This window comes from Natronomonas salinimetallica, from assembly GCF_013839515.1.
Lineage (GTDB): Archaea > Halobacteriota > Halobacteria > Halobacteriales > Haloarculaceae > Natronomonas.
In genome coordinates, this window is sequence record NZ_JACDNQ010000021.1 from 24,575 (window position 1) to 36,775 (window position 12,201).

Annotated in this window: 12 protein-coding genes; 8 read left to right on the forward strand and 4 right to left on the reverse strand. The window is 66.9% G+C overall.

Annotated features, from left to right (window positions below):
- Positions 1-3: 3 nt before the first annotated feature.
- The 6 genes from HZR14_RS13660 (at position 4) to HZR14_RS13685 (ending at position 7,275) form a co-directional block, all read left to right on the forward strand.
- Positions 4-1,896, forward strand: a complete 1,893-nt coding sequence (locus tag HZR14_RS13660; protein WP_181693432.1) for a NosD domain-containing protein — start codon at positions 4-6, stop codon at positions 1,894-1,896.
- Entirely contained in the window at positions 1,893-2,618 is a 726-nt protein-coding gene (locus HZR14_RS13665; RefSeq protein WP_181693433.1) for an ABC transporter ATP-binding protein, read from the forward strand. Before HZR14_RS13660 ends, HZR14_RS13665 begins: the two co-directional genes overlap by 4 nt.
- Positions 2,615-3,487: an ABC transporter permease subunit gene (locus tag HZR14_RS13670; RefSeq protein WP_181693434.1), complete on the forward strand. Its 873-nt coding sequence runs from the start codon at positions 2,615-2,617 to the stop codon at positions 3,485-3,487. Before HZR14_RS13665 ends, HZR14_RS13670 begins: the two co-directional genes overlap by 4 nt.
- A 95-nt stretch (positions 3,488-3,582) precedes the next feature.
- The gene (locus HZR14_RS13675) at positions 3,583-5,661 is read left to right on the forward strand and encodes a NosD domain-containing protein (RefSeq protein ID WP_181693435.1); all 2,079 of its coding nucleotides are present in this window, start codon (positions 3,583-3,585) and stop codon (positions 5,659-5,661) included.
- Complete coding sequence (locus HZR14_RS13680) at positions 5,654-6,397, forward strand: ABC transporter ATP-binding protein (RefSeq protein WP_181693436.1); 744 nt, start codon at positions 5,654-5,656, stop codon at positions 6,395-6,397. The genes HZR14_RS13675 and HZR14_RS13680 overlap by 8 nt, the downstream gene beginning before the upstream one ends.
- Positions 6,394-7,275 (forward strand): ABC transporter permease, encoded by an 882-nt coding sequence (locus HZR14_RS13685; RefSeq protein ID WP_370464992.1) that lies wholly within the window; start codon positions 6,394-6,396, stop codon positions 7,273-7,275. The genes HZR14_RS13680 and HZR14_RS13685 overlap by 4 nt, the downstream gene beginning before the upstream one ends.
- A gap of 254 nt (positions 7,276-7,529) precedes the next feature.
- Here HZR14_RS13685 and HZR14_RS13690 read toward each other — a convergent pair whose 3' ends face one another.
- The 3 genes from HZR14_RS13690 to HZR14_RS13700 all read right to left on the reverse strand — a co-directional run bounded on the left by HZR14_RS13690 (position 7,530) and on the right by HZR14_RS13700 (position 9,254).
- Entirely contained in the window at positions 7,530-8,153 is a 624-nt protein-coding gene (locus tag HZR14_RS13690) for a nitrous oxide reductase accessory protein NosL (protein WP_181693437.1), read from the reverse strand.
- Between the two features lie 153 nt (positions 8,154-8,306).
- Positions 8,307-8,816 carry a winged helix-turn-helix transcriptional regulator gene (locus tag HZR14_RS13695; RefSeq protein ID WP_181693438.1) on the reverse strand — a complete coding sequence of 170 codons (510 nt, stop codon included), beginning with the start codon at positions 8,814-8,816 and terminating at the stop codon, positions 8,307-8,309.
- An 87-nt stretch (positions 8,817-8,903) separates the two neighbouring features.
- On the reverse strand, positions 8,904-9,254 hold the full coding sequence (locus tag HZR14_RS13700) for a ribbon-helix-helix protein (protein ID WP_181693439.1): 351 nt from the start codon (positions 9,252-9,254) through the stop codon (positions 8,904-8,906).
- Positions 9,255-9,397: 143 nt separating this feature from the next.
- Here HZR14_RS13700 and HZR14_RS13705 point away from each other — a divergent pair, with 143 nt between their 5' ends.
- Positions 9,398-10,099 carry a TMEM165/GDT1 family protein gene (locus tag HZR14_RS13705; protein ID WP_181693440.1) on the forward strand — a complete coding sequence of 234 codons (702 nt, stop codon included), beginning with the start codon at positions 9,398-9,400 and terminating at the stop codon, positions 10,097-10,099.
- Between the two features lie 144 nt (positions 10,100-10,243).
- On the opposite strand, the gene tenA is transcribed toward HZR14_RS13705, so the two are convergent.
- Positions 10,244-10,903, reverse strand: a complete 660-nt coding sequence (gene tenA / locus HZR14_RS13710) for a thiaminase II (RefSeq protein WP_181693441.1) — start codon at positions 10,901-10,903, stop codon at positions 10,244-10,246.
- 194 nt (positions 10,904-11,097) lie between these two features.
- On the opposite strand from tenA, the gene HZR14_RS13715 reads away from it, so the two are divergent.
- Positions 11,098-11,997, forward strand: a complete 900-nt coding sequence (locus tag HZR14_RS13715) for an A/G-specific adenine glycosylase (RefSeq protein WP_181693442.1) — start codon at positions 11,098-11,100, stop codon at positions 11,995-11,997.
- Positions 11,998-12,201 lie beyond the last annotated feature (204 nt).

Below are 12,201 nucleotides of genomic sequence, written 5' to 3' on the forward strand. Positions count from 1 at the left end.
AATATGTCGCTCCGAGTCGCAGTCGCGGTCATCTGTTGTCTCTTTGTTCTCGTCGGTGCCGCATCGTTCGTCGTCGCCCCGGAAGCGTCCGAGCCCGAACCGGCCCCCTTCGATCGGACCGTCGCGATGGGGATGACGCTCGAAGAACAGCGCATGCTGGGGGCGGACCGATTCGCCCCGCGCGCGCAGGTCGCATACTCGCAGTTCCCCTACGTCGTGGGCTACCGCGGGATCGGCCTGGCGGCGTCCGCGGTCGATGACCCGCTCGTCGAACAGCAGTTCGGGTATCCACAGTCGGTCTACGTTGAGGCCGCGCCGTCGGACGTCTCTCTCGACGGGTCGGGGTATCCCGTCGGTGGATACACCGACGAGTGGATCCCCGCCGACGATGCACACGTCGTGGTCGACAGCGCCGCCCGTACCCCGTCGGGGCCGACGCAGTTGGCCTTCGCCGATCACGAACGCGCAGCCGAGTTCGCCGACGAGTACGGCGGCGAGGTCGTCGACTGGGACGACCGCGGCCGGTTCGACGTCCCGACCTCGGACGGCTCGACGGCCCGCAATCGGGTCGAGACACAGCACGAGGACGCCGATGCGACGGTCGAGGCGACCCGGGAGCTACTCGACCGGCCGGTCGGGACCGTCGTCGGCGAGGACGAACCGACGCTTCGCGCCGCGCTCGATACCGCCGAGGCGAACACGACGATCCTGTTGCCGCAAGGCACCTACGAAGGCCCGGCCGAGGTCGACAAGCCGGTGACGATCCGCGGATCGAACGCGACCATCGAAGGCGACGGAAACGGCACCGTTCTCACGGTCACGGCCGACGACGTCGCCATCACCGGCGTCTCCATCGAGGGGGTTGGCGAGTCCCTACATCCGGACGATTCCTCGAAGGCCAGCGATCGACCCGCCTGGGACCGCGCGACCGAGGAGGCCTACGGATACGCCGACGCTGCCGTGACCGCCGACAGCGTCGACCGACTGCTCGTCACCCGGAGCGAGGTCGAGAGCCCCGCATCGGGCATCATCCTCAGGGACACGGATCGGGCCGTCGTCGATCGCGTCCGGTTCGAGGGGTCCGACAGGTGGCAGTCCGGCTTCATGGGTGTCACCGCGATCCGATCGCCGGCGATCGTCCAGGACTCGACGTTCGACGGCGGACGGGACGGCGTGTACGCCCACCGCTCGAGCGGGATCACGATCCGTGACAACAACTTTATCGGCGGCCGCTTCGGCACTCACTTTATGTACACCTCGGAGGCGCTCTTTGCGGACAACTGCGCGACCGGGCAGGCGCTCTCCGGCGTCGTCATCATGACGAGCCCGTCGGGGATCGCCATCGCCGAGAACGTGATTACGGACACGAAGCAGGGGATCCTGACGAGCGGGTCAGACGTCTACGTCGGTGAGAACGTCATTGTCGGGACGGAACAGGGGATTTCGACGAGCGCGCGGAATTCCCTGTACGCCGATAACGCCGTCGTCGGGAACACGGTCGGCTTCCGTGCGTCATCGATATTCCCGACCAGCGTCGTCGTCGGCAACGACGTCGTCGACAACGACCAACACGTTCGAGCGACGAGCGGGCCGCTTCGGGTCTGGAGCAACGACGGCCGGGGGAACTACTGGGACGGCGCTGCCGGACTCGATCGGCGCTACAGCCCGACGGATCCGGTCGACGGGCGGCTCCATCGAACCGGGGCGGCACGGACGCTCTCCGATGCGCCGATCGTTCGCGGACTCCGGACGCTTCGGGGGGAGGCACCCGGAATGCGTGGCGAGAGCGTCATCGACGCCCACCCCCGTTCGACGCCGGCCAACGCGACGCGGCTCGAGACGGCACAGGCGCTTGCGGACGGCGACGCGACGCTCCAGGGGGGGTGTGGTGCGTGAGCGATGCGCCGGTACTCCGGATCGATGGCGTCTCGAAGTCCTTCGGTACCGTCGAGGCACTCTCGGGCGTCTCGGCGTCGATACCCTCCGGCTCCGTCGTGGCCGTGATCGGCCCGAACGGATCCGGGAAAACGACGCTCGTTCGGATCCTCGTCGGGGACCTCCGGCCGACGGCCGGGACCGTCTCGTACGAGGGCCCCGACACCGAGCGCCCGATCGGCTATCTCCCGCAGGATCCGACGTTTCGGTCGGGCTTCAGCGCCGCCGAGACGCTCGCGTTCTACTCGTCGCTGGTCGAGGGCCGCGAGCCGGAGCCGCTGCTCGAACGGGTCGGGCTGGCGGCGGCGGCCGACCGGAACGTCGAGGACCTCTCCGGCGGGATGCGACAGCTACTCGGCATCGCGCAGGCGACGATCGGTGATCCGCCGCTCGTCGTCCTCGACGAACCCGCAAGCGGCCTCGATCCGAACATGAGCGAGAACGTCTTCGAGACCGCCGCGGAGATGGCCGGCTCGGGGACGACGGTACTTTTGAGCTCCCACGATCTGGCCCTCGTCGAGGAGACGGCCGATACGGTCCTCGTGTTGAACCGGGGGGGAATAGCCGCCTCGGGAGCTATCGACGCACTCCGCGAACAGTTCGACGCCGACTCCCTGCGCGACGTACTGAACGAGGTCGTCGGCGATACGAGCCGTGTCGCGGTCGTCGGGGGGAGCCGATGAGCCGGTTTCAGGGGTTCGGAGCCGTCGCCTGGCGGGAGGTCCGGACGGTCGTCCGGACGAGGAGCTATCTCCTCTTGTCCGTCGGGCTCCTCGCCGTGTTCGCCGGGACGCTCCGCGCCGGCGGCGGGATCGAAGGGGGGTATATTCCGACCGCCGTCGATCTGCTCTTGCCGCTGGAGTTGCTCGTCCCGCTCGTCGCCGTGGCGCTCGGATACCGGGCTTTCGGCGGCGAAAACGACGATCGCCCAGTACTGTTGAGCTATCCCGTCTCGAAGGGATCGCTCGTCGCGGGCGTCTACGTCGGCCGATTGATCGGGCTCGCGGGCATCATCGGTGGGCCTCTCCTCGCCGTCGGGGCCGCCGTCTCCCGAATCGGCGGGGCCGAATCACGGGTGTTTGCGACCCACCAGGGGGCCGACTCGCCGGTCCTTTTCGTCCGGTTTCTCGCGTTGACGGTCTGTTTCGGGGCCGTCGTGTTGGCGATGGCGATGGCGGCGTCGGTCCTCGTTCGGACGAGCCGGGCGGCGCTGGCGGCCGGGCTCGCAGTCCTCGTGGTCGTCGTCGCGGGCGGCGATCTGTTGGCGTTCCTCGGGCTCACGGCCGATGCGATCGGCGAGGACGTCCTCGGGACGGTGCTCGGGGCGAGTCCGAACAGCGCCTACCGGGGGCTCGTCCTCGAATCCGTCGTCGGCGTGGCGACCGATCAGGGAGGCGCGATCGACGTATCCGCCGCGGTCGCCGGGCTCGCGGGATGGCTGGTGGTGAGCCTGGGGGCCGTCGTCGTCGGCATCGACCGCGAGCCGTTCGCGGGGATCCGGACCGGAATCGGCGAACTCACCGGTCGGGTAGCGGGCGCGTTGGATCGCTGACGCTCCCGTCCCGATAGCGCGTCCTCGGTACCTTTCGAGGCGCACACCAGACTACACAATACCGTCCGGTCCCGACGTCGGAACGTGAACGCGTGATGTCTGCGGAGTCCCAACCGAGAATCGAAACCCGAACGGTCACTGCGGTATCGATCCTCGTCCTCGTCGTCGGTCTCGTCGCCGGCCTGTTCATCGTCGATCTCGGATCTGCGACGCCGGAACCGGTCGATTTCGACGAGACGGTTTCGGTCGGGTTGACGCTCGAAGACGAGCTACGTTTGGATAATTCAGATGCCGACATCGAACTGCCGAAGGTCCAGACGTTTTACTCACAGTATCCCTACGTCGTCGGCTACTACGGCGTCGAGTCCTTCGCCGCCGAACAGCGACAGCCGGCCCACGAACAGCGCTTCGGGTTCCCGAACGCCATTTACGTCACGGACTACGCCGGGCGCGACGTCGAGTTGACCGAGACCGGACTGCCGGTCACCGGCAACTCGACCGCCGAGCGGACGGCGACCGGCGGCCACAACCACGGCGGAACCGCCGGCGGGTCGGGAAACTGGGTGCTCGCAGAGGAGGCGGTCTACGTCGTCGACAGCGAGGCGCGGACCCCCTCCGGGGAGACGGTGATGCCGTTCGGCGACCGCGAGGCCGCCGAGGCCTTCGTCGAGTCCTACGGCGGTGAGATCGTTGGCTGGGAGGCGGTCCTGGAGGTCCCGGCGGGTGACGACGACGCCGAGGCCGTCCGGGGTCGGATCGCCGATCGCCACGCCGAGGCGAACGCGACCGTCGACTCGAGGACGCGACTGCGGGACCGCCCCGTCGAGACCGTCGTCGGTGAGGACGAACCGACGGTCCAGTCGGCCATCGAGGCGGCACCCCCGAACACGACGGTCCTCGTCCCCGAGGGAACCTACCGCGAGCACGTCGACGTCGACAAGCCCCTGACGCTCCGGGCCGACGGCGACGCACGGATCGTGGGGAACGACAACGGAACCGTCGTCACGATCACGGCCAACCGGACGGCGTTCGTCGGCTTGAACGTCTCCGGCGTCGGCGGCTCGACCCCCGGACCGACGGTGACTGACGGCCACAGCACCGGCAACGTCGGGGGGGCCAGCCACGACCACGGCGACACCGTCGGCGACGACTCCTGGGACGCGGACGTCGAGGACGACTACGCCCAGGGCGACACCGCCATCGAGGTCACGAACGCCGAGGACGTCCTCGTCGACGAGACGGAGATCCACACCGACGCCGCGGGGATCATCCTCTATGCGTCGCCCGGATCCGTCGTCCGGGGGACGACGGTCGTCGGTAGCGAAAACTACCGCGAGGGCCACATGGGCATCGTGGCGATGCGCTCGCCGGGCGTCATCGAGAACTCGACGTTCGTCGGCGGCCTCGACGGGGTCTACACCCACCGCTCCGAGGGGATCGCCGTCCGGGGCAACGAGATGATCGACAACCGAATGGGGATCCACCTGATGTTCACCTCGGGGGCGCTCTTGACCGACAACGCGATGTCCGGCCAGGAGACCGCCGGAATCTACGTGATGACCGGGCCACAGCGGAACGCCATCGTCGGCAACGAGATACGCGACACGGAGACCGCGATCAGCGTCGGCGGGACCGACAGCTACGTCGCCGAGAACGTGGTGACCGAAAACGACCTCGGCGTACGGATCGAGGCGACCGCCTCGATCGTCGAGCGGAACGTCGTCGCGGACAACCGCAACGGCATCGAGGCGTGGGCGTTGCTCCCGACGAACCGAGTCACGCACAACGACTTCGTCGACAACAGGCGACACGTGTCGGTCAGCAGTGGCCGCCTCCGGGTCTGGACCCACGACGGCGAGGGCAACTACTGGGAGGGCGCGATCGGCCCCACCGACGGGACCGTCATCCAGCGGCCCTACACGCCGACGGCCCCGGTCGACGGACGCCTCCACCAGGTCGACGGCGCGGCGACGCTCGCACGCGCGCCAGCGCTCGACGCGCTCGCGGGGTTTCAGGGGGCCGTCCCCGGGATGCGGGCCGACGAAGTGATCGACGTCGCACCGCTTTGTGCGCCCGTCAACGACGAGTGGTTCGAGGCGACGGAACGGACGGACACGGAGCCGATCTGCCGCTCGGGCGGCGGTTCGGCCGCGCAGACACGATACGATGACTGAGACAACCCAGACGACACCGATACTGACAGTCGAGGAGCTATCGCATTCGTACGGTCGCGTCGACGTGTTGGACGACGTCTCCTTGGACGTTCGCTCCGGCGACGTGACCGCCATCATCGGCCCGAACGGGGCGGGCAAGACGACGCTCATCCGGGCCATCGTCGGGCTGCGGGAGCCGACAGCCGGGGACGTCAGCTACCGAGGGCCGGACGCGGTTCGGCCGATCGGCTACCTCCAACAGCGGCCCGCGTTCCGACCGGGACAGAGCGTCAAGGAGGCGCTCACGTTCTACGCCTCCCTCGTCGGTGAGACCGACGCCGACGCCATGACGCGGCTCGAGCAGGTCGGGCTGGCCGCGGCGGCCGACCGAAACGTCGAGGACCTCTCCGGCGGGATGACGCGGCTCGCCGGCATCGCGCAGGCGACGATCGGCGATCCGCCGCTCGTCGTCCTCGACGAGCCCGCCAGCGGCCTCGATCCGGGGATGAGCGTCCGGATCTTCGAGGTCGCCGAGGAGCTCACCGGGGCGGGGACGGCGGTGCTTTTGAGCTCTCACAACCTCTCGTTGGTCGAACGCGTCGCCGACCGGGTCGCGCTGCTCGACGACGGTTCGATCGCCCGGTGTGGGTCACCCGCCGAGATCCGTACCGAAGCCGGGTCGGACTCGCTGTTGAAGGCGTTCGAGTCGTCCGTCACCGGGGACGCGGGGACGGTCCGCGTCCGGGGGGAATCGTGAGCACCCCGACGGAATCCCCGGAGACCTCGGGGGAGACGGCCGAACCGACCGAACCCGCACGCGGGCCGACCGGCCCCGGGATGCTCTTTGCCATCGTGCGACGGGAGCTCTCGACTGCGGTGGTGACGTGGACGTCCCTCGGGCTGTGGATCGGGGTGCTCGGAACCTTACTCGCCATCACGTGGTTCGGCGGGGGCGTCCAGGTCGGGTACGTCTCGACGATCATCGACCTGTTGACGCCGCTGGAGCTTTTGATACCCGTCATCGCGTTCGTGATCGGCTACCGGGCAATCCTCGGGGACGAGCGCCGCGGCGTCCTCGACGTGTTACGGACGTATCCAGTCAAGCCATGGCAGGTCGTTCTCGGGACGTACGCCGGACGCGCGATCGGACTCGTCGCCATCGTCACGACGGCGCTGTCGTTTCTCATGTTCCCGATCGTCGTCACCGAATCGTACCGGCCCATCTTCTATGCGACCCATACCGGATCGAACTCTCCCGGGCTGTTCCTCCGGTTTATCGTTCTGACAGCCTGTTTCGCAATGGTCGTCCTCGCCATCGCGATCGCGATCTCCGCGCTCGCCGGGACGACTCGAACCGCGATCACGGTCGCCGGGCTGGCGCTTTTCGCGTTGCTGTTCGGGGCCGACATCGGGCTCGTCTTCGCGCTCTCGCGGGGGTTGATCGCGGAGTCCTCGCTCGTCGCTTCGCTCGCGATCAGCCCGCTCAGCGCCTACCGGGGGCTGGTGCTCGAAACCACCGTGGCCGTCACTGCGGGCACCGGGCCGCGGACGGCCTCACCGCTTGCGAGCGCCGTCGGCCTCCTCGTCTGGTGGGTCGGGTCGCTCGCCATCGCGACGGTCGCGGTCGATCGGTAAAATCCGGCGTCGATCACGTATATAGGCACCAGGAGTATAGGAGCAGCATGGCTCGGCTGTATCGTGAACAGAGCATTCACCTGTTGATCCTGCTGTTGTTGCTCCTCGTCGGGCTGTTGTTGTGGACGTTCGCCACCGGGATCATCGAGTGGATCCCGGCCGTCTGAAGGCGTCCGATGGCCGGGGATATCACTCCGCGACGTCGTATACCCCGCCATCGCGGAGGGACCCAGGGGCGGCTCGGAGCCCGGCGTTCACATCCCGAGTCCGGAGAGGACTTCGCGCGTCACGTCGTCGTGGGCCAAACGCTCCCCGCCGTGTTCGTCGGCGAACGATTCGGCGTCGGCGTCGTCGGTGAACCCGATCAGCGACTTGCCCATCGCGCCCTCGACCTCGCTGTTGGCGACGAACGTGAGGTCGTGGAGGTCCGCGAACGATCCGGCACCGAGGTGGGCGCTTATTACTGTCGTTCCACTCTGGGAGTTGAGTTCGTAGTCGACGCTCGAGTAGTCGGTCCCATAGGAGATCGTCGGCTCGTGGCCCCGTTCCTCGTTCTCGAGCATGTAGTTGTACGTACAGGTGGTACTACAAAACCACGCGATGCCGTTCTCGCGGTCCTCGGGGAGCGACGGGGGAGCGTCGTCACCGTAGAACGACTCCCCGACCGGCCCCGGATGCATCTCGATCCGCATGTTACAGTAATCACACTCCTGGCCGTCATCAAGGGGGACGGGGTCCGGTCCACTTCGGTCACCGCCGAGACAGCCGGCGAGCGCGCCCACGCCGCCGACCGCGACGGCACTCAGGACGGTCCGCCGCGTTCGCCCGGCCTCGGTGTCCGATGGTTCGTTCGTGCTTCGGTGTCCGTGTTCGTTCATGCCTCGGTGTCCGTGTTCATTCATGCTCGGATGTACGTGTTGAATAATGATAGCCTGTTTGGTGCGATACCGAAACGATCCACCGAGGCGAGCATACCGGGGCACTCCGTCGTCATGTGACGTGACGCTGCGGCGTCGCCGCGGCCGACGGAATCACTGGTCGAGAAGCGAGTCGACGAGTCGCGAGAAGCGATCGACGAGCCGATCGGGCAGGCTCGGATCGATCTCGACGAGGAGGTCGCCGAGCAGGTTCGGTTCCGTAAGCCGGACCGAAACGCTTCGGCCCTCGTGGACCTTCTCGGCGAGGTCGTATTCGATGAGGTTCGAGAGGTGCCACTCGACCGTGCTCCGGGCGACCCCGATCGACTCGGCCAGCTCCGCGGGCTGGTCGGTCTCGTCGTCGAGCAACAACACGACGACCTCGCGGGTCGTCTCCCGGCGCAACAGCGCGATCGCGGCCTGCTCTCGCTCCGAGTAGCCCGCCGGAAAGTAGTGGGTTCGCCCGCATACCTCGAGTCGCCGCAGCACGCCGTTCTTGATGAGCCGGCGGACGTGATATTGGGTCTGTCCGGTCGCGATGTCGAGTTCGCGACTCACGGCATTAAAATGGACGCCCGGGTTTGCCTCGATGTGGGATCTGACTCGGTGTTTCGTTTCAGTCATAGATTCCGGGTTCTACCCGGTGTAGTACCCGAGCGGTTATGTATCGCCGGCAGTTTCTCAGGATCTGGGATCCCCCTCTGACAGCCCTCAGAACTGGTATCGTCGCGCGTTGTCGTCGCTGTTCGCCAGGAAATCCCCGCCCCCGCTTCCGCCCGCGCCGCCGACGGCCATCTCGTCGTAGGTCATCCCCGACAGGTACTCGTCGTAGGTCACATCGTAGCCGCTCCGGAGGTGGAAATCGAGGGTCCCGGTCTCGACGGCGTTTTGAAAGAGCGTGTGGATCGCCCGCCGGAGGATTTCCTCGTGGCTCTCGGGGTCGTAGGCGCTTTCGAGCATCGCCAGTTCGTTTCTCGTCTCGGTGTCGAGTTCGACGGTCAGCCCCTCGCCGAGATCGGCGTAGGCGGCCTCGATGTCGTCGGCAAGATCGTCGAGTCCCATACACGCGGTGGGGTCGGCGGCCGGAAGTGGGTTTCGCTCGGGACGCCGTGGTCTTTCGACAGGAACCAACTCTTAAGAGTTCGAACCGGATACATCGACACGATGCGGACGTTCGAGAGCGCAACGGTCGGAGGGGATGCCGAATGAACGCGTGGGTCGAGATACTGGTGATCGCGTTCGTGGCCCAACTGGCGGTGTTGCCGGGTGAGAAGGTCCAGTTTATCATCGCCGGGCTCTCCACGCGGTACAACCCCGTCATCGTGGTTTCGGCGGCCGCGAGCGCCTTCGCCGGCTGGACAGCCCTGGAAGTCTGGTTCGGGCGGGCGCTCCAGCGTTCGCTTCCCCCCGTCGCCCTCGATGGGATCACCGCCGGGCTGTTTTTGCTTTTCGGCGTGCTCCTGTGGCGGTCGATGCCGGCCAAAAGCGAAGACGGGACACCGTCGACGGACGGCGGGCTCCCCGGCATCAACGGCGAGATATCCGTCCTCGGATACGACGTGTCCGACCGGTTCGGGACGTTCGTGCCGATCTTCGTGATGATGGCGACCGGCGAGTTCGGTGACAAGACCCAACTCGTCACCATCGGGCTCGCCGCACAGTACTCCGCGGGCACGGCCATCTGGCTCGGCGAGATGCTCGCGATCGTGCCGATCAGCCTGCTGAACGCCTTCTTTTTCCACCGGTTCGCCGGTACGTTCGACGTCCGAAAGGCCCACATCGGGGGCGCAGCGATGTTCTTCTTTTTCGGCTCGGATACGGTGTTGGCGATGGCGACCGGGTTTTCCGTCTGGGAGACGGTTGTCCCGGCAGCGGCGGGGCTCCTCGGGGTCGGCGTCGGGCTGTGAGAACGGCCGGCGTCGGGCGGTGAGAACGGCCGGCGTCGGGCGACGACGCGGTCGTTTCGGATCCGCTCGTAGTGGCGGCGATACGTTCGTGACGCGATCTGCGTCACCGGCGCGCGAACCGCGACATCGGGATCGCCGGCGGTATCATATCCCCCACGTCTCCCGCGTGTAGGCCATCTCCCAGAACCGGTACTCCAGCCGAGCGCTGGTCAGGAATGCCTCGCGCATCGCGTCGTGTTCGCCCGGATACCGCTCGCCGCAGCGGTCGACGAAGTCCCGCATCAGCCCGACGACCTCGCGGAACTCCTCGCTCGTATACGTCTCGATCCACGGCGTGTATCGGTGCTCCTCCGTGGCGAGTTCCGCGGTGTGCGCTCCGATATCCAAGAACCCCTGTCCGCACGGGAACAGCGCCGCGGCGATCTCCGCGATCGACCCCTCGTAGGCGGTCCGAATCAGGAAATCGGTGTACGCCTCACAGGTCGGTGACTTCCGGACCCGTTCTAGCTCCGCGCGTCCGATGCCGTACTCGGCGGCGAACTCCCGATGGAGGTCCATCTCGTCGCTCAGGGTGCTGTGGGCGACGTGTAACAGCTCCGTCATCGTCTCTTCGTCTCGCGCTTTCGCCCCCGCGATGGCGAACAGCCGGGCGTAATCGAGTAGGTACCGGTAATCCTGCTTGATCCAGTATCTGAACGCCTCCTCGTCGAGGGATCCCTCGGCGAGTTCCACGACGAAGGGGTGTTCTTTCTGCGCCTCCCAGACGTGCTCGCCGTCCTCTAGCAGCCTGTCGCTGAATGTCATGTCACGACGTACGATCGGTACCGACGCTAATATACATTGATGATATCACCCAGGTATACGACCCGGAATCTCCATCCCGTGTGTTCGATCCACCGCCCGGTGCTCACAGCGCCGGCTTCCGATCATGGCGTTGCGCTGTACGACAGTCCCGCCCGACCGTCACACACAAACGCCGCCCGCGGATAGACGGGGCGATGACCGACGCCGATTCGCTCCGGTCGGAGCTAATACGTTGGTACGAGGCCGACCACCGGGCGTACCCCTGGCGCGAGACCGACGACCCCTATCCGATCCTCGTCTCGGAGGTGATGAGCCAACAGACCCAACTCGACCGGGTCGTAGAGCCGTGGCGTGCGTTCATCGAGGAGTGGCCGACCGTCGAGGCGCTCGCGGCGGCGGATCGCTCGGAGGTGGTCGGGTTTTGGACCGACCACTCGCTCGGCTACAACAACCGCGCGAAGTATCTCCACGAGGCGGCCCGACAGATCCGCGACGAACACGACGGCTCGTTCCCGAGGACACCCGAGGGGCTCCAGGAGCTGATGGGCGTCGGCCCCTACACTGCGAACGCCGTCGCGTCCTTCGCGTTCAACGACGGCGATGCGGTCGTCGACACGAACGTCAAACGGGTGTTGTACCGGGTGTTCGAAGCGGTTCACGACGCGGACGATCCTGACTACGAATCCGTTGCGAACGCGCTCATGCCGGCCGGGGAGTCCCGGGTTTGGAACAACGCAATCATGGAACTCGGCGGCATCGCCTGCGGGAAGACACCCCGCTGTGAGGAGGCCGGTTGTCCGTGGCGCGAGTGGTGTCACGCCTACCAGACCGGCGATTTCACCGCGCCGGACGTGCCGACCCAGCCCGATTTCGAGGGGTCCCGCCGCCAGATGCGGGGCCGGATCGTCTCGGTGCTGCGGGAGTACGACCGGCTGGCGCTCGACGAGCTGGGGCCGCGGGTCCGGATCGATTACGCCCCCGACGGCGAGTACGGCCGGGCGTGGCTCCGTGGGTTGCTCTCCGATCTCGAGTCTGACGGCCTCGTGTCGACGGCGGAGACGGACGACGGGACGGTCGCACGGCTGCGGCGGTAGCCGCGTCGGGAACCCGGATTCCAATGGCGTCTTTGGTTTCGGTCCCGATACCACGGACATGAGCGAACTACGAGTCGCGGCGGTCGTCGGAAGCCTCAGGGACGGAAGTTACGGAAAGTCAAGGAGAAAGCCTCGCCGTTCACGGCGGGGATGAATCCGACAACACGGCCACAACCGCCGGAATTAAGCCTCTCGACAGCGTAT